This window comes from Flavobacterium micromati (assembly GCF_900129585.1).
Classification (GTDB): Bacteria; Bacteroidota; Bacteroidia; order Flavobacteriales; family Flavobacteriaceae; genus Flavobacterium; species Flavobacterium micromati.
Genome location: NZ_FQWF01000007.1, coordinates 104,533 through 122,290 on the forward strand (window position 1 = coordinate 104,533; position 17,758 = coordinate 122,290).

Consider the following 17,758-nt stretch of genomic DNA (forward strand, 5'->3'; position numbering starts at 1 on the left):
ATGATTGGGTGTTATTAGTTGATCATTCACACCTATTTGGGGCAGAGATGCAAACGATCTTTTTAAACTTTTAATTAAGCCAGCAAATTGCCGGCATACTTTATAATTTTTAAATACAGTAATTATTGAGATCCCATTCCCATTAATACAATACTTAATTTTCTACACGTATTATTGTCATTTTTCCATTATACGTTTTACTACCTCGAGATTCTAAAATTTGAGTAGCTTGCGTTAAATTGTCAAACTTATCGACATAAATGAAATAATTAGTTGATTTCACATCGTAAAAGAAATTAATATTTTGCTCTCCAGCTGCTACTGTTTTAGTTACAAAAGTGTCTCTTTTTGAAACCTCTTGATGAACAGCGAGTACTATATAATAACCTGTTTCAACGTTTTTAATATTTTTAATAATTTGCATGTTTGCTAGTTCCTTTCCGTAATCAAAATCCTCTGCTTTAAGTTTTATAGTACTTACGGCAGTTGTTGCTTTGATGCGATTCAAAGTTTCTTGATCCGTTTTATACCTACTATCTTCATTTTCAAAATTCGCGCGTTTTATTCTACGTTTCTTTTCTATTTCTGTAGCTTCATTTATTTGCACCAGTGCTGTTATTAATCTACTGTTAGATTGTTCTGCTATTTTTTGGTTTGCTTTCAATTCATTAATTGTTTGTAAATAGCTTAGCGTTAATGCATCATTTTTATTTGCCGTTTTCTTTAAACGTTCCTCATATAAAGTATTTATCGAGCTTAACAACTGATTTTGTTTTTTATTCGTTAAGTCAATTTCTGATTTCAATGATTCTAGTGCAGCATTTTCAGCAGAGACGCTCTTAAACTCTTTAGGCGGACTTGCAATTCCTCTATCATTTAAATCATTTTCATTTTTTAAATCTTTCAGTTCCTTATCTTTTTGTGCAACTTTTTCATTCAACTCACTTAATAATTGTTGTTGTGTTTCACGTGCGGCAGCTAAACTCAATGCGATATTATCCATCGATTTTGCGTTATCATCCTTCACTCTTGCATCAGCAATTAGTTTTGCAGCGTCGGCATCCGCTTTTGCTTTAGCATCTGCAGCTAGTTTTGCAGCGTCGGCATCCGATTTTGCTTTAGCATCTGCAGCTAGTTTTGCAGCGTTGGCATCCGCTTTTGCTTTAGCATCTGCAGCTAGTTTTGCAGCGTCGGCATCCGCTTTTGCTTTAGCATCGGCGGCTAATTTTGCAGCGTCGGCATCAGCTTTTGCTTTAGCATCAGCAATTAGTTTTGCAGCGTCGGCATCAGCTTTTGCTTTAGCATCAGCAATTAGTTTTGCAGCGTCGGAATCCGCTTTTGCTTTACTAGCGGCATCAGCAGCTAGTTTTGCAGCGTCGGAATCCGCTTTTGCTCTTGCATCAGCAATTAGTTTTGCAGCGTCGGCATCCGCTTTTGCTTTAGTAGCGGCATCAGCAGCTAGTTTTGCGGCATCAGCATTCGCTTTTGCTCTTGCATCAGCAATTAGTTTTGCAGCGTCGGCATCCGCTTTTGCTTTAGTAGCGGCATCAGCAGCTAGTTTTGCGGCATCAGCATTCGATTTTGCTTTTGCATCGGCGGCTAATTTTGCAGCGTCGGCATCCGCTTTTGCTTTAGCATCAGCAATTAGTTTTGCAGCGTCGGCATCCGCTTTTGCTTTAGTAGCGGCATCAGCAGCTAGTTTTGCGGCATCAGCATTCGCTTTTGCTTTAGCATCGGCGGCTAATTTTGCAGCGTCGGCATCCGCTTTTGCTTTAGCATCTGCAGCTAGTTTTGCAGCATCAGCATTCGCTTTTGCTTTAGCATCAGCAATTAGTTTTGCAGCGTCGGCATCCGCTTTTGCTCTGACATCGGCAGCTAGTTTTGCAGCATCAGCATCCGCTTTTGCTCTGGCATCAGCAGCAAGTTTTGCGGCATCAGCATTCGATTTTGCTTTAGCATCGGCGGCTAATTTTGCAGCGTCGGCATCCGCTTTTGCTTTAGTAGCGGCATCAGCAGCTAGTTTTGCGGCATCAGCATTCGATTTTGCTTTAGCATCGGAGGCTAATTTTGCAGCGTCAGCATCCGCTTTTGCTCTGGCATCGGCAGCTAGTTTTGCAGCGTCAGCATTCGCTTTTGCTTTAGCATCAGCAATTAGTTTTGCAGCGTCAGCATTCGCTTTTGCTTTAGCAGCAGCATCAGCTTTTGCTTTAGCATCAGCAGCTAATTTTGCTTTTGCAACAGCATCTGCTTTTATCTTAGCCTCGTCTGGTATCGCTTTTTGCTGCTGTGGAACAACTGGTTTCAGTTTTAAGTCAGCAGCAATCTTAGCTTTCGCAGCGGCATCGGCAAGAAATTTTTCTCTTTTTAATCTATTTTCCGCTAATAAGGCTTTTGCTTTAGCTTCATTATCTAATTTGATTTGTTCGTTAGCATCAGCTGTGGCTTTTGCTTTTGCGGCAGCATCAGCGAATAATTTTTCTCTTTTTAATCTATTTTCCGCTAATAAGGCTTTTGCTTTTGCGTCTCTAAGTTCTTTATCTTTTTGAATAGATGGGTCAACAGTGGTTACTGCGTTTGCTGTTTTTTTAGTATCGATCTTTCTGGATTCGATAGCAGGTATAATGGAACCTTCGTCTTCTTCATCATCGTTATATTTACCAACGAATTTGTATGCTAGAACAATTTCATGTGACGGTCCTAATTGCGTAAAACTACCTATTGCCCTTTCATAATTATATTCTACTGCAATCTTAGAAGTCAAATTAAGTCCCAATCCTGCCGAAATTCCGTGGAATGTATTATAACCAGCCTGAGCCCAAATCCCTTTTGGAATAGCCAACATCATTAATCCTGATATCACGGTTTGCTCTTTTTTACTCTCCGCTCTTACTAATCCTGAAAATTTACTTCTGTCAAAAAAACCATTGTTATCTATAAAGCCCGTGTACATCAAATGAGCTTGAATACTGCGCTGTGGATCATCTGGTACTAACTGAGATGACTGAACATTGTACAGAACTGCATTATTTACGGCTAAACCAAAATCAAAAAATGCATTTCCATAATTAATACCCGGACTCAAAGTGATTAAGGTATTCGATGGTATTAATTCTAATGATGGATCAGCAAAGTTCGTTACAACCTTTCCCATATTAATTCCGCTTTTATAGAATCCTAAATTAACGCCAAAAGTCACGTTACTATCTTGACTTAAATAAACATTTTGTGCAAAATTTGCTATTCCTCCAAAAGTGGTTAGTACACCATAATTTTGTTGAAATAAACCAACTGATACGCCTTGATTTTCTCTAAATCTCCCCGAATAACTGACCAGATAGGTTTGCGGTGCATTATCAAATTGCACCCATTCTCTCTTATTAAAAATACTGACATATGAATTTTGTTCTCTTGCAAAACTAAATGTAGGATTTAATAAAAATTTATTATACTTAAGTGAATTTCTAACTGGAATATTGAATGATGACACTCCACCTTCTTGTGAATGAAGCACTGGAAGCAGACAGAAAAAAAACAGAATGGTTAAAAAAATATTTTTCATCTTACCTAACTACAGTTATTGAGCCTTTTTTTACTTTATTGTCTTCGGTTGTAATTATGTAATAATAAATAGGATTGATGGAATTAAAATTAATTTCATTTTCAGGCCAATTATTCTGATAACTATTCGTTTGTAATGCTACTTCTCCTCTAGAATTTAATAGAATTATTTGTGTATTTGTGCCACTCACGTACTCTTGCGGTAATACCCAAGTGTCATTTATCCCGTCATTATTAGGACTAACAAGATTGGGAATCAAAGTAACATTTGGATCAATAAATGGATAATTTATTTCAAAAAGTAATTCTTTTTGCGAAACACAGCTTGTGCTTTGAGAGATAATCACAGCGTATTTTCCTTCGTTATTGATATTTAATGTGTTTGTAACAGCGGCACTAATTAAAGTATTGTTCAAAAACCATTGAAATGTAGGGTTGATTGCATTAGTGGTTACGATAACAGCTTTACTTTCTCCTTTGTTAATAGTGGTTGTGGCAGAAACATTTAAAGAACTGTTGAAATTAACATCCTCCAACTGTAACGTAGCAGTTGCATTACACCCGCCAAAATCTACTCTAACTGTATATAAACCACCTTCACTAGTTTGATATTGCTGACTCGTTGCACCCGCAATTACGACACTATTCTTAAACCACTGATAAGAATTTCCAGCTTGAGTAGCTAGAATTGTAGCTCCTGCTGACGCGCAAAAAGGATTGCCTTTGCTTGAAGTGATAGAAGCTGTGGCGCCGCCCGCCGCTTCATTAACGTCTACCCTATTCGAATACGAATCAGAAGTACATGTGCCATAATTAGTCTCAACGTAATAACGTCCAGGCTGCGTTACGGTTAACGTTTGCGTTGTTGCGATAGGAACGAGACTTGGAACTCTAAACCAGTTGTATTTAAGTGATGGATATTTTAAAGGAGAATCATTTGTCCCAGTTCCAGGATTATCTATAGACAATATTAATGATCCTCCTGTGCAAAAAGTAGCTGTTGGACTGAAATTGTTAATCGAGAATTGAGAATCTTGGATTTTATAATAAGCTGCAAAAGCATTTGTCGTTGGACTGACTGCTACAGGAGAAGTGCTTTTAACTCTGAGTCGGTAATTTTCACCACTAGTTGTGGTTGGAGCCGAAAAAATTAGTGTCCTCGAAGTTGGAGTTGCTGCTAATAGCTTTTCAGTATAACTAAGAATTATGGGAGAGGCAAAATTACCCGAACCATCAGACATTTCCAATATAAACTGGTTGGTAGGATTTAAAGAACCGGCTGGACTAAAGGAAAAACTTACCTCAAAGGTATTAAATCCTGGGTTAGCGCATAGTTGGGTAAAACCAATTGCAGGTTTATTTATTGCCACTTGAGAGTACACCAAAGTAATTGCTGGTATGACCAACAACATAAAAAATATAAAAGAGTTTTTTAAAATGGTAGTGGGGCTACATTTTATCATTGCTTCAAGTGTATTTTTAGAAAGTTCTAACTTACATTACTATCTAAAAAAACTACTTAGATGCTGTAATTTTTGATAATTGTAAACGAAAATCTGGTTTTCTATCATTAGAAAAATCAATGAATGTCTCTGAATTATTTCCTTTAGAATACACATTAAAAAAAGCACTCTGACCGTACCAACTTTCTAAATCTTCATTATTTGTGTTGTTTTCAGTAAACAAATTTCCTTTACAATTATTGAAGTACATCGATTCAAATGTTAATTTTTTTAAATTCTCATTATTAATTTGAATTTGATCATCAAGCACAACAGCTGGATTAAAACCAGAAACTACCGTTCTTTTACATTGTATAGAACTATTTTCAGATACAAAAATAGCTTCCTTAATTAAACCTGATTCAATATCAGCATTTATGTTGTCACTGATATTAGCTAGTGTCAAGTTAGTTGCTACAACTAATGTCTTTTTTTTACTAAAATCAACTTCCTCTTTTTTATCATAAGAAGCAATATCTAAACATCTAGAACCATACTTACTGCTAAGAAAAGGAGAACGAACAGCGAGCGAATTATTAATATTGGCTTGCGTTCCATAATTAAATTTATAATCATTACTACTAGAACGGAATGAAACCAATTGATTCAAATTAAGTTCTCCACCTAGAAATTCAAATGAATCTCCCGCAGAAAAACTAACCATTATATTTTCAAGAATTGTTTTATTCCCAACTCCGGCTAAAAGCAACGCATTCAGATTTTCTCCTCCGCTTTGCGCTTTTGCGCCAGCAAACTCTATTCTTACATAACGCATTATTCCCGCATTGTAAGCTGGATTTACACCTCCGTATAAAGTCATCGCTGGGTTTAAATCAAAGTTTACTGACGAAATTCCTCCATATTTGTTAATTGGAGCATCTCCTAATATGACAATTCCGCCCCAGTCTCCTGCCTTTTTCATACTTCTATTGGAAGTAAAAACGATAGGATCTGTTTCTAAACCGTCCGCTATAATTGAGGCACCTTTAGTGATAATTAAAGTACCTTTTGATTGAAAATCACCAATGATGACGGTACCTGGCTCAATTGTTAGAACCGCATTATTTGTAACATAAACATTACCTTGCAATTGGTAAGTATTTTTCTTAAACAACTTAGTATTTGCAGTAATGTTGCCCGCCAAAATTTGATTGGCCTCTGAATATTCAACTTTATTAGCTTTGAATTCAGTCCAATTATTTAACCAATTGTTTAATCCAGTAATTCCCTTTTCTTGTTGCGCATTGGCACTGAAAACTACTAAGAGAGATGTTGCTATAATCTGAGTAAAACTTTTCATAAGATAAAGATTTAATTAACATTTTAAAAATCAAAAATATTTTGGTATGCGGAACTACAAACTATCAAACTCATGCAATGATCTCATCGTATTTTCATAAAATAAGACTGCGGATATTATATTATCCTTGTCACAATAAGGCAGCATTTGTCTTTGAAAATCTACAGTTGTATTTAAAAAATTTTGAGTGGCTTCACGTTGACCTTCCATCACTTTCATGTTTTCAGAGGTACTTGGTATTCCAAGGTCAGCTATAGTAATTCCTGGCTTTGTAGCCAAGGCAATGTACGGTAACGTTTTCACTAAAACTTGTATGCGTTCAACATACAGTTCAAGAAGTTCCCCTTTTTGCATCTTCCTCAGTTCCTCTATATCATGGTATTTTTTAATAGATGCGCTTGAACTAATGATACTTTGCGGAGCATTTTTGTTTTGCGAAAAAGCCGAAGTGGCGATACACAAAAAAATAAATAAAAAGATGGTGTTGGTTTTCATATTTTTGGTCGTAAACAATTAATATACTATTAACAAAAGTAGCTAAATAAAGTTACTTTGCAAATTTTATGAACAATTGTTCATAAATAAAAGTATTACAAAACATTTTATATTGTACGAGACAACGACAAAACAAACACTATAACGTGTTTTTAACAAAATTTTATATAATTTTTTAATGTAAGATTTTATAGAATAAAATATTGATAATCAATTAGTTAATTACTAAATTTAAACGAAAACGATGAAAAAAAAATATAATATTGATTACCTAAATGCTTCCTACTTTTTTAAAAGCGAAACGATTTTTAAGATCAAAAATTGAATATTTGTAAAGGGCCTTTTCAAAATAGAGAAATAAAAGGATTACAAAAATATTTGCTTTTTCTTGATTTTTTGTTGTAAAAAACAAAATTTAATAATTAAAATTAAATAATTAATAATCAATAAATTACAAAATAAAAGATCAAAAATCGTCAAAAACAAAATTTGAAAAAATACCGTAACAGATTTATATAATTTATTTATCATTGTTTATTTAATCATGCAAAACTTTGCTTATTAAATTTAAAGGCTAAACCATTTTCTATTATCTTTGCTTTATGCAATTTTCAGAAATTTTTGGGCAAGAAAATATTAAAAGTCATTTGACAAAAAGTGCTGATTTAGGTAGAATTCCTCATGCACAATTATTTGTTGGTCCCGAAGGAAGTGGCACTTTACCCATGGCGATTGCTTACGCACAATACATTATTTGTAGCAATCAAAACAACGAAAACTCAGGCCTAAATCAGGCTTGTAACCTTAAATTTAAAAAAATTTCCCATCCTGATTTACATTTTATATATCCAACTGTAAGCACTGAGGACGTAAAAACCAAACCAAAAAGTATTGATTTTATAACAGAATGGCGTCAATTTCTGGAGGATAATCCTTATGGAAGTTTGTTTGATTGGTATCAACTTCTAGGAGTTAAAAACAAGCAAGGCGAGATTAGAGTTGATGACGCGCAAGAAATTTTAAGATTATTGGCACTTAAATCTTTTGAAGGCGGTCATAAAATAATGATCATTTGGATGGCCGATAAATTAAATATTGCTGCCTCTAATAAATTACTAAAGCTACTGGAAGAACCTACCGATAAAACTGTTTTCATTTTAATCTCAGAAAATGAGGAAGACATTATTCAAACGATTCGTTCCCGTTGCCAAGTGCTACATTTTAATGGACTGCCCGAAAAAATTATTGCAGATGCATTGACAATTAATCAAAATATTGATCCAGCAGTAGCTTTGAAAATTGCGCATCAAGCACAAGGAAATTACAATAAAGCATTGCAATTATTACAACCAGACAGCGAATCTACGTTTTTTGAAAAATGGTTCGTTGACTGGGTTCGAGCTGCTTTTAGAGCCAAAGGAAATGCCGCCGCTATCCAAGATCTCATTCAGTGGAGTGAGCAAATTGCTAGTTTAGGAAGGGAAACCCAAAAAAAATTCTTGCTTTTTTGCATTGATATGTTCCGACAGGCTCTTTTACTAAATTATCAAACTCCTAGCTTAGTTTACATGCAACCACAGGTTGAAAAATTCAAATTGGAGAACTTCGCGCCGTTTGTAAATGGAAACAATATAAATGACATTTTTAAAGAACTTTCCGATGCGATGTATCATATTGAGCGTAACGGAAACGCTAAAATTATTATAACCGACTTATCTATAAAACTTACTCGTTTACTTCACAAAAAATAAAAAAAAATGAACAACATTACCTCGATTTTAATTTTAATTTTTTTGGCCATTACTTTTCTGCAATCTGGATATGATAAATTGTTTAATTGGAAAGATAATGTAAGCTGGCTGCAAGGCCATTTTGCAAAAACACCTTTAAAAAATCAGGTTCCTTTGGCATTAGCAAACATTTTAATTTTAGAATTAATTTCTGGAATCTTAAGCGTGGTGGGTTGCATCGAACTTCTGGTTAATAACGGCAGAGTATTTGGTTTTTATGGTGCTGTTTTTTCTTGCGTCACCTTGCTAATGTTACTTTTTGGACAGCGATTAGCTAAAGATTATGACGGTGCGCGAACAATCGTTATTTATTTTATTCCTGCTATCTTAGCAGTTTATTGGTTAAACTAAAAAAATACAATCAACAAAAATTCCATTTTAGATAAAAATATGAATCCAAAACATCCATCTGAATCCTTAACAATACTAACCGACTTAGTTTTACCTAGTGAAACCAATCCTTTAAATAATCTTTTTGGCGGAGAATTACTAGCGCGCATGGACCGTGCAGCCAGCATTGCTGCAAGAAGACATTCCCGCAGAATTGTAGTGACCGCATCAGTAAATCACGTCGCTTTTAATAGAGCCATTCCATTAGGAAGTGTGGTTACGGTCGAAGCCAAAGTGTCTCGCGCTTTTAAAAGTTCGATGGAAATATACATTGATATTTGGGTAGAAGATAGAGAATCAGGAAATAAAACCAAAGCCAATGAAGCGATTTATACTTTTGTGGCAGTCGATGATACGGGACGACCTGTAGAAGTACCCCAAATAGTTCCCGAAACAGAACTAGAAAAACAACGTTTTGAAGCGGCGTTGAGACGTAAGCAATTGAGTTTAGTTTTAGCGGGAAAAATGAATCCGCATGATGCAACTGAATTAAAGGCTTTGTTTATGTAAGAAATTTAAAATAATTTAATTGTCAGATTTTTAAAATTTTCTTGAAAGAAAAAATTTGGATTAAAAAAAGAAGTATTTTTACGAACATAAATAGTCGAACACCAAAAGAAATTTCAGGATAATAATATGCCTGTCAACTTCTTAGAATTATAAAATAGTATATTTAAATGAAAGAAAAGGCAAAAGAGAAAATGAGTACAGAAAAAGAATCCAAATTAAAAGCGCTACAACTTACGCTTGACAAATTAGACAAAACCTACGGAAAAGGTACGGTCATGAAAATGGGTGATAAAGCGATTGTAGAAGTAGAAACAATCTCTTCGGGATCTTTAGGAATCGATTTGGCTTTAGGAGTTGGGGGTTACCCAAGAGGTCGAATCGTTGAAATATATGGACCGGAATCCTCAGGAAAAACTACGCTGACTTTACATGCGATTGCAGAAGCTCAAAAAGCAGGTGGTATTGCTGCTTTTATCGATGCCGAACATGCTTTTGATAGAAATTATGCCGAGAAATTAGGGGTAGATATTGAAAATTTAATTATTTCTCAGCCTGATAATGGAGAACAAGCATTAGAAATTGCAGAAAACTTAATTCGCTCAGGCGCTATAGATATTGTAGTAATTGACTCGGTTGCGGCTTTAACGCCAAAAAGTGAAATTGAAGGCGAAATGGGAGATTCTAAAATGGGTCTGCACGCGCGTTTAATGTCCCAAGCACTAAGAAAATTGACTGGAACAATCAGCAAAACAAATTGTACCGTTTTCTTTATTAACCAATTGAGAGAAAAAATTGGAGTAATGTTTGGTAATCCTGAAACCACAACTGGAGGAAATGCATTGAAGTTTTACGCATCGGTACGTTTAGATATCCGACGTTCTACTCAAATAAAAGATGGCGATAATGTTCTAGGTAATAGAACTAAAGTTAAAGTGGTAAAAAATAAAGTTGCTCCACCGTTTAAAATTGCTGAATTCGACATCATGTATGGAGAAGGCATTTCAAAAACAGGAGAGATTTTAGATCTTGCCGTTGAGTTTGAAATTATTAAAAAAGCAGGATCTTGGTTCAGTTATGGCGAAACTAAATTAGGACAAGGTCGTGATGCAGTTAAATCTTTAATTAAAGACAATCCTGAATTAGCGGATGAATTAGAATTAAAAATTAAAGCTAGAATAAAAGAATTAGCAGAAGTATAACAATTTCACTAAACCATATTTTAAAATGCTCGGAAAATTTTTCGAGCATTTTTTTTTGACCTCATTCAAGATAATAATTCGTAATTTTATTTCCACTTACACCAAATAGTCTTTGAAATTACTGTCCTGTTTTTGTCAAATCGAGCGCAGTCAAGATTACGAACGATTTACAAACAACGTTTCGTGCTTCATTATAATGATGATGAAGTACTCAACCTGACAATTTTCAATTCTTTTTAACAGTAAAATCAAAACATAAATGCCATTGCTTACTATTTAATAACGCAGTAAGTGCATTGCTCCTACGCTAAACATACCTTTTTTAAGATAATTAAAGTTTATCCTGAATTATTTTAAAATTTAAGTTTCACTCAAGCAACCTTTTAGATATTCTAGACTCTTATAAACGTAGAGGCTAAATAACTTTTAAATGAAAATGAAATGAAAAAAATTGCACTATTTCTAGTACTTGTAGTAACGTTATTTAGTTGCACAACAGATAATAATGACCGCGAAAATTTCAACTTTGATATCCTTCCAGTTGAAAGCTACATTCTTCCAGAAAGCTTTAAACTTGGCGAAACTTATGAAATAAAATTAAAATATCAAAGACCTACTTCTTGCCATATTTACCAAGGACTCTATTATGATAAAAACTTGAACACGAGAACGATTGCCATTCAAACGGCAACTAAAGCAAATCAAGTTTGTACTCTAGAACTTCCTCCACTATCCGAAGTTTCCTTTAATTTTTTAGTGACTGCTACTGGTTCATACATTTTTAAATTTTACAAGGGCAAAGATGCTGATGATAAAAATCTATTTGAAAGCGTAGAGATACAAGTAATTCCTTAACAAATAATTATTTACGTGACGTTAGAACAAATAATTACTGATTGTAAAAAGTTCCACCCCAAAGCTCAAGAACAATTATATCGATTGTTTGCCAAGAAGTTTTTTGGAGTGTGTCTTAAGTATTCTAGTAATTATAATGATGCGCAAGATAATTTACAAGATGGCTTTATAATTATTTTCAACAAAATTGAGCAATATAGCGGAAAAGGATCCTTTGAAGGCTGGGCAAAGCGAATACTGATAAATAATGCGATACGACGATTTAAAGACATTCGTTTTCTTGAAATAATTGATGATAATATCGCAGAAGTAGAAATTGAAATTGACGAAGAAAACCTATCTCTAGATTACCTCCTTCAAATAATTCATGAATTGCCAGATCAATACCGCATTGTATTCAGCTTATACGTTCTTGACGAATATTCCCATAAAGAAATTAGCGAAATGTTGAAAATTTCAACAGGCACAACCAAATCCAATCTTTTTAGAGCACGTGTGATATTGAAAGAAAAGATTGAAAAACTAACACAAATTAACATCGGATCGTCCGCAAAATGAAAAATAATAAAAATATAGACCGATTGTTTCAAGAGAAATTCAAAGATTTTGAAACAGAACCTAATAATCATACTTGGTCTAAAATCCAACTGGGTTTAAAGGAAAAAAAACAGCGGAAAATAATTCCTTTTTGGCTAAAAAATACGGGGATAGCTGCTGCATTTTTCTTGGGATTTTTTGCTCTGAACACAATTTATAAATCAAAATCTAATGCTAAACAACAGATTGTAATCGGAACTAAATCTGTAGACGCTGAAACTGTAAACGAAGACGCAGTTTCAAATAAAAAACAACGCATAGATAAAAGCATCAATCTCAAAAACCACCAGAAAATTACTAAGTCGAATCTTCAAAAAACAGACAACGATGAAAAACCAAATACAACAACTGAGAAAACAAAAAGCATCTCCAACAAAACAAAAAATACAAAAACTGCTGCGTTTTATAATCGTAAAAATAATCAATCGCTAGAAAAAATAGAACTTGTGACTGGCACTGACAACTCAGATGAAGTGATTAGTAAAACTTTAAATTCTCCCAATTCTAAAGAAAGTGATTATTTAATAATTGATAAAACTTTAAATAATGTTTTATCAAATAAAAGTAATTTGGCTACAGCCAAAACTGAAATTATTGATAACAGTCTTTTAAATGAAGTTCCAAATGAGTTAGAAACGATTTTAAAGCAAAACGAAACTAAAAACAAAACTGAGGTGGCTGTTGTCAAAAACAAGTGGTTAATCACGCCTAATGTTGTCGCTATGTTTGCAAATGCCAACGGTTCCAACCTTGATCCACAATTTGCCGAAAATTCTAAAACGATGGATAACAATATTGGTTTTGGCATTGGTATCAATTATCTCGTGGCGAAAAAATTAACTTTGCGATCCGGAATTAATAAATTTGCGTTAGGATATAATATCAATAACGTTTCCTATTCTGCGGCTTTGAGCGCCACTCCGCTCGCTAATGTGCGGTATAATACAAATGCAATGATTGAAATAAGTAGTAAAGCTAATACCGCATCTCTAAACACTTTTGAACAAAATTTACAAAAAACAAGTGAAGGAACAATCAATCAGAATATCAGTTATTATGAGGTTCCAATGGAGGTTTCCTATTTGGTATTAGATAAAAAAATAGGTATTAACGTTATTGGTGGCTTTAGCACATTGCTACTTGACAATAATAAAATATCATTACTGTCACCAGAAACAAATCTGCCGCTAGGTCAGGCTAATAATTTGAATACAGTACATTTCACTACAAATATTGGGCTTGGTTTTAAGTATAGATTTGTAAAATCATTCCAGCTAAATTTTGAGCCTATGGTTAAGTATCAACTCAATACATTCTCTAATAATTCAGGTAATTCTAGGCCTTTACTAATAGGCCTTTACTCCGGGATTAGCTATAGTTTTTAGAAATTTCGTTTTCATAAGCCAGCAATTTTGTGTGAATAATATTGCGAACCTCATCACGAATTTCTTTACGGTCAAGTACCGTTTTACCTGCAGTTGAAACGTGCGAATGCATTTTTACACGCAATAGTCCAGGACTTCCGCTGAAAAAAGTATAGGAAAATCTTTTTTTATTATCTGCAAATGTAATGGGCGCAATAGGAATCTGATGCTCCAACGCTAAGCGGAAAGCGCCATCTTTAAAAGTATCTAACAAAATTGATTCATCATCTGGAACTCCACCTTCGGGGAAAATACAAATACTTAAACCTTGATTTATTCTTTTTTGAGCTCTATTGAAAACTTCCATTTTGCTTTTGGACGAATTTCTATCTACTAATATGCAGGTTCGTTTGTAAAAAAAACCAAATAACGGAATTTTAGAAAGCTCTTTTTTACCCACAAAGACAAACGGATTTCTAGTTATGGCGAGCATCAACATGATATCGGCCATCGAAGTGTGATTAGCCACAATCATATAACTCTTACGATAGATCATATCTTGACTTTTATCAACTTTATAACGGAACCCCATTCCAAAGAGAATGAATTTTGCCCAAATTCGAGCCATTTTAAAAAAGTAGGGATACCCACTTTCGGTTATTATTGAAAGTACTAAAAAAGGAAACATAACCAGAATTGGGATAGTCATTAAGATGTAAAACCAGATGCGGTACAATATCCAAAATATAATTTTTATTCCTTTCATGAGGCCAAAAGTAAGAAATCAGAAGTTATATTGCTTAAAAAATATTCTTCTGTTTTGCAACATATTAGTAATGTGCCTTTTTAAGTTGGTTCGCAATCATTACACGCTCTTTCGACAATTTAAAGTCTTAGCGGCTTAAATGACATATAAGTTGAAAGATTATACGAATAACAAATTGACTATCATTGATTGTTATAATTTGCGAATTAGCGGTAAAAATTAAAAAACTTTGCGAACTTTGCGCCTCATATTAAAAACAATGGCAAAAATACTCACAGGCGTTCAAAGCACTGGAACTCCACATTTAGGAAATTTACTTGGCGCAATCATTCCCGCAATAGCGCTATCCAATAATCCCGAGAACGAATCATTTCTTTTTATTGCCGATTTACATTCGATAACACAGATAAAAAACGGTGAAACTTTGCGCACAAACACCTACAGCACAGCTGCAGCTTGGCTTGCTTGTGGACTAGATGTAAATAAAGTGGTTTTTTACAGACAGTCGGATGTACCACAAACAGCAGAGTTGTCATGGTATTTGAGTTGTTTTTTTCCGTTCCAACGCTTGACATTAGCACATTCGTTCAAAGATAAAGCGGATCGTTTAGAGGATGTCAATGCCGGATTGTTTAGTTATCCAATGCTGATGGCTGCTGATATTTTATTGTACGATGCAGAGTTTGTTCCCGTGGGAAAAGACCAGCTACAACATTTAGAAATCACTCGTGATGTCGCTTCGCGGTTCAATCACCAAATGGGTGAAACATTTGTAATTCCAGAAGCTATAGTGCAGCAAGATGGTTTGCTAATTCCTGGAACCAATGGCGGTAAAATGAGTAAATCAGCTAATAATATTATCAATATATTTCTAGATGATAAAGCCTTACGCAAGCAAGTAATGAGCATTGAAACAGACAGCACACCTCTTGAAGACCCCAAAAATCCAGATACCTGCAACGCTTTTGCTATTTATGCTTTACTAGCAACTGAAGAACAAATCGCAGCTATGAGAGCACTTTATTTGGGCGGAAATTACGGTTACGGTCATGCCAAGCAAGCATTGTTTGAATTGATTTGCGAGACCTTCAAAACAGAGAGAGAAAAATACAATTACTACATGAATAACTTTCAAGAAGTTGATGTGTTATTGAAAATTGGCGCTGAGAAAGCTACGGCTGTCGCCAATGGGGTGCTAGGTAGAGTTCGAGAGAAGTTGGGTTTTAAGGTGTAGACATTTTTGTAAAACATTTAAATCATATAAGTATTCATATTACGTTAAAGTTTAAAGGAAAGTAAGATCGAGAGCTACAATTATCTAATTATTGTAGCTTTTGTGTTTTAAAGCTGCATCAATATAGTTGATAAACTGCTTTTAAATTACCAATTAAAACGGCATGTAGAATTGAGAATGAAGTCAGGTTCAGATTGCTATATGAAACACGCAGCAGCCAAGTTCTGATACCGTTTTGTTTAAAAAGAAAACTTCGTATAGCTGGTTGCTAATACAGTCTTAACGCTTGAGAGCAACTTAATAGAGACGCTTCCAGCGTGACAAACTAAGTAAAATGGAATTAAAAAACCTTCGGCTGTCACCAATAGTGTTTTAGGAAGAGTAAAAAAGAAATTGGGTTTGATGTGATGTAGCCATAACTAATTCCACTCATCCCGATAACTATGGTTTTTGCAAATAAAAATTGTTAAAGTTTTTCTTTATTTTTTGCTAATAATTCAATAACTTTGAGTAGGAAAAACACATAAGTCTTGCGAAGGGGAAGAAGTTTTTTTACATCTTTCCTTTCAAAAGAAAATTATATTTTAGTTTTTTTAACTTGCTAATCTAAGCTCATAATTTTTATTATTTCTTATACAAGCACAAATTCTATGAATTAATTTGTTTCTAACATTGTTAATCACAAGCATTTTGTTTTTTCCTTCTGCTACTTTTCTATCATAATAGTCTTTAAAATCACCTTTTGCTCTTATGCTAGAAATTGCACACATGTGTAATTGTTTTTTGAGTTTTTTATTTGCCATATAGTGCACTCTTGATCTGCCTTTAATAGATTTTCCTGAGGTGTATTCAAAAGGCACAACTCCACAATAACAGGCTAATTGTCTTGGTGTTTCATACATTTTAAATTCATTTGTATAACAAATTAAATATAAAGTAGTTACTTTACCAACACCAGTTACAGAAGTAGATTTTTCGTAAACATTACTGAGGTTTTCGTCGGATTTAATAATGTTATCTAACTCTTTTTCAATGTTTTTTAAATCTGCTTCTAAACCTTTTACGGTAGATTTACAAAATTTAGCATAAATTTTTGAAAGTTCTGGTTCAAATCCTTTCAATTCTTTACTATTTCTTAATAACATCGCTCTAGTAGTCACTAAATGCTCTCTTAAGGATATGAGTTTTTTTAGTTGTTCTATAACTTTTCTTGGAGGCTCATAAATTTGAGCTTCTTCCTGATTTTTCATTGCATAATATGCAATTCTTTCGGCATCAATTTTATCATTCTTACCTCTTTGTAAGCCTATGCTACGAATTATTTTTAAAGACATTTCGACCCAAATATCAAACTTAAACGAAGTTAAATAATTGATAATCAATTTTCCATACATACCAGTATGCTCCAAACAAACAAGTGTGTTTTCATAGGTGGAGCCTTCTTCTTTCAGCCATTTACAAAGAGATTTGATCCCCTTGTAATCATTCGCAAACTGGCTGTGAATAGATTTTTCTTTAGTACCATCTAAAATTACCACTGCATCAAAGTATTCTTTTGATACGTCAATACCAACAAAATGTTTAAATTTGCTCATAAGAAAAGTTTTTAAAGATTAGCAACCAAGTAATTGAACACAATCGAAACCTTAATAATAGTCCTTTAAGACTTAATAACTATTTGATGCTTGTTCAATAGAAACTGACAAAGTCCTAATCGGGGGATAAGCCTGAAACTTTGCTCTGCGAATGGTTCACTTTGTCAGTTTGGTTGATAATTTAAAATTACGAATAATTTATTATGCAAATCTAAAGGCTCTGCGAAGTGTTCTTAAAAACAAAAGTTCTAAAAAACCTAAGGGCTGCTGTGCGAATGTCTCTGACTTCGTACCCACAATAATGAGCAAACAATAACATATAAACAAAAAGCACAGCTAGACTTGTGCTTTTTATGATTAGTGATAGAAACTTGGTTATATTGCAATGGCAAATAGGAATGGGTACGAAGTCGGGAGACTTCGCACAGCTGGGTGATATTTATCTTGCTACTATTCCAACAAAAGCAGACGACATTATAAAAAACGGCCAATTGTTGGGGGCTTATGCAGAAGAGTTAAATCATATTGTCGTGAAAAATTACAAGCCAATTAATATAACAACTGCTGAATGGAATAATATTAAATCTTGGTTGGGACACTAAT

At 34.1% G+C, this 17,758-nt stretch carries 15 protein-coding genes; 9 read left to right on the top strand and 6 right to left on the bottom strand.

Going from position 1 to position 17,758, the window contains the following annotated elements; genetic code table 11:
• Positions 1–154 precede the first annotated feature (154 nt).
• Genes BUB42_RS08915 through BUB42_RS08930 form a run of 4 tightly spaced genes read right to left on the bottom strand, consistent with a single transcriptional unit; the run spans position 155 to position 6,855 of the window.
• Complete coding sequence (locus tag BUB42_RS08915) at positions 155–3,559, bottom strand: PorP/SprF family type IX secretion system membrane protein (RefSeq protein ID WP_073019335.1); 3,405 nt, start codon at positions 3,557–3,559, stop codon at positions 155–157.
• A 1-nt stretch (position 3,560) separates the two neighbouring features.
• Positions 3,561–5,021 carry a T9SS type B sorting domain-containing protein gene (locus BUB42_RS08920; RefSeq protein WP_073019337.1) on the bottom strand — a complete coding sequence of 487 codons (1,461 nt, stop codon included), beginning with the start codon at positions 5,019–5,021 and terminating at the stop codon, positions 3,561–3,563.
• 52 nt (positions 5,022–5,073) lie between these two features.
• The gene (locus tag BUB42_RS08925; protein WP_073019339.1) at positions 5,074–6,360 is read right to left on the bottom strand and encodes a hypothetical protein; all 1,287 of its coding nucleotides are present in this window, start codon (positions 6,358–6,360) and stop codon (positions 5,074–5,076) included.
• A gap of 54 nt (positions 6,361–6,414) precedes the next feature.
• Complete coding sequence (locus BUB42_RS08930; RefSeq protein ID WP_073019341.1) at positions 6,415–6,855, bottom strand: hypothetical protein; 441 nt, start codon at positions 6,853–6,855, stop codon at positions 6,415–6,417.
• Positions 6,856–7,457: 602 nt separating this feature from the next.
• On the opposite strand from BUB42_RS08930, the gene BUB42_RS08935 reads away from it, so the two are divergent.
• From BUB42_RS08935 to BUB42_RS08965, 7 genes are all read left to right on the top strand, one after another.
• Entirely contained in the window at positions 7,458–8,606 is a 1,149-nt protein-coding gene (locus BUB42_RS08935; protein ID WP_073019343.1) for a DNA polymerase III subunit, read from the top strand.
• 6 nt (positions 8,607–8,612) lie between these two features.
• The gene (locus tag BUB42_RS08940; protein ID WP_073019345.1) at positions 8,613–8,996 is read left to right on the top strand and encodes a DoxX family membrane protein; all 384 of its coding nucleotides are present in this window, start codon (positions 8,613–8,615) and stop codon (positions 8,994–8,996) included.
• 39 nt (positions 8,997–9,035) lie between these two features.
• Entirely contained in the window at positions 9,036–9,545 is a 510-nt protein-coding gene (locus tag BUB42_RS08945; RefSeq protein ID WP_073019347.1) for an acyl-CoA thioesterase, read from the top strand.
• 191 nt (positions 9,546–9,736) lie between these two features.
• Positions 9,737–10,744, top strand: coding sequence for a recombinase RecA (gene recA / locus BUB42_RS08950; protein ID WP_139257330.1), 1,008 nt, complete (start codon positions 9,737–9,739; stop codon positions 10,742–10,744).
• Between the two features lie 441 nt (positions 10,745–11,185).
• Positions 11,186–11,599 carry a hypothetical protein gene (locus BUB42_RS08955; RefSeq protein ID WP_073019350.1) on the top strand — a complete coding sequence of 138 codons (414 nt, stop codon included), beginning with the start codon at positions 11,186–11,188 and terminating at the stop codon, positions 11,597–11,599.
• 15 nt (positions 11,600–11,614) lie between these two features.
• On the top strand, positions 11,615–12,157 hold the full coding sequence (locus tag BUB42_RS08960) for an RNA polymerase sigma factor (RefSeq protein ID WP_073019352.1): 543 nt from the start codon (positions 11,615–11,617) through the stop codon (positions 12,155–12,157).
• A complete protein-coding gene (locus BUB42_RS08965) occupies positions 12,154–13,581 on the top strand; it encodes a hypothetical protein (protein ID WP_073019354.1) in 1,428 nt (475 codons plus the stop codon). The genes BUB42_RS08960 and BUB42_RS08965 overlap by 4 nt, the downstream gene beginning before the upstream one ends.
• On the opposite strand, the gene BUB42_RS08970 is transcribed toward BUB42_RS08965, so the two are convergent.
• Positions 13,565–14,326 (bottom strand): lysophospholipid acyltransferase family protein, encoded by a 762-nt coding sequence (locus BUB42_RS08970; protein WP_073019356.1) that lies wholly within the window; start codon positions 14,324–14,326, stop codon positions 13,565–13,567. The genes BUB42_RS08965 and BUB42_RS08970 overlap by 17 nt on opposite strands.
• Before the next feature lie 259 nt (positions 14,327–14,585).
• Here BUB42_RS08970 and trpS point away from each other — a divergent pair, with 259 nt between their 5' ends.
• Positions 14,586–15,560 (top strand): tryptophan--tRNA ligase, encoded by a 975-nt coding sequence (gene trpS / locus BUB42_RS08975; protein WP_073019358.1) that lies wholly within the window; start codon positions 14,586–14,588, stop codon positions 15,558–15,560.
• Between the two features lie 593 nt (positions 15,561–16,153).
• Here the strand turns inward: trpS and BUB42_RS08980 are convergent.
• Positions 16,154–17,155, bottom strand: coding sequence for an IS110 family RNA-guided transposase (locus tag BUB42_RS08980; RefSeq protein ID WP_073019360.1), 1,002 nt, complete (start codon positions 17,153–17,155; stop codon positions 16,154–16,156).
• A gap of 353 nt (positions 17,156–17,508) precedes the next feature.
• On the opposite strand from BUB42_RS08980, the gene BUB42_RS08985 reads away from it, so the two are divergent.
• Complete coding sequence (locus BUB42_RS08985; RefSeq protein ID WP_073019362.1) at positions 17,509–17,757, top strand: hypothetical protein; 249 nt, start codon at positions 17,509–17,511, stop codon at positions 17,755–17,757.
• Position 17,758 lies beyond the last annotated feature (1 nt).

What these genes read in the sequence shown, in the direction of transcription:
- BUB42_RS08940 (WP_073019345.1), top strand. Translation starts at nt 8,613, where the DNA reads ATGAACAACATTACCTCGATTTTAATTTTAATTTTTTTGGCCATTACT.
- BUB42_RS08930 (WP_073019341.1), bottom strand. Translation starts at nt 6,855, where the DNA reads ATGAAAACCAACACCATCTTTTTATTTATTTTTTTGTGTATCGCCACT.
- BUB42_RS08915 (WP_073019335.1), bottom strand. Translation starts at nt 3,559, where the DNA reads ATGAAAAATATTTTTTTAACCATTCTGTTTTTTTTCTGTCTGCTTCCA.
- BUB42_RS08970 (WP_073019356.1), bottom strand. Translation starts at nt 14,326, where the DNA reads ATGAAAGGAATAAAAATTATATTTTGGATATTGTACCGCATCTGGTTT.
- BUB42_RS08965 (WP_073019354.1), top strand. Translation starts at nt 12,154, where the DNA reads ATGAAAAATAATAAAAATATAGACCGATTGTTTCAAGAGAAATTCAAA.
- trpS (WP_073019358.1), top strand. Translation starts at nt 14,586, where the DNA reads ATGGCAAAAATACTCACAGGCGTTCAAAGCACTGGAACTCCACATTTA.
- BUB42_RS08925 (WP_073019339.1), bottom strand. Translation starts at nt 6,360, where the DNA reads ATGAAAAGTTTTACTCAGATTATAGCAACATCTCTCTTAGTAGTTTTC.
- BUB42_RS08945 (WP_073019347.1), top strand. Translation starts at nt 9,036, where the DNA reads ATGAATCCAAAACATCCATCTGAATCCTTAACAATACTAACCGACTTA.
- BUB42_RS08985 (WP_073019362.1), top strand. Translation starts at nt 17,509, where the DNA reads ATGATTAGTGATAGAAACTTGGTTATATTGCAATGGCAAATAGGAATG.
- recA (WP_139257330.1), top strand. Translation starts at nt 9,737, where the DNA reads ATGAGTACAGAAAAAGAATCCAAATTAAAAGCGCTACAACTTACGCTT.
- BUB42_RS08935 (WP_073019343.1), top strand. Translation starts at nt 7,458, where the DNA reads ATGCAATTTTCAGAAATTTTTGGGCAAGAAAATATTAAAAGTCATTTG.
- BUB42_RS08980 (WP_073019360.1), bottom strand. Translation starts at nt 17,155, where the DNA reads ATGAGCAAATTTAAACATTTTGTTGGTATTGACGTATCAAAAGAATAC.
- BUB42_RS08955 (WP_073019350.1), top strand. Translation starts at nt 11,186, where the DNA reads ATGAAAAAAATTGCACTATTTCTAGTACTTGTAGTAACGTTATTTAGT.
- BUB42_RS08920 (WP_073019337.1), bottom strand. Translation starts at nt 5,021, where the DNA reads ATGATAAAATGTAGCCCCACTACCATTTTAAAAAACTCTTTTATATTT.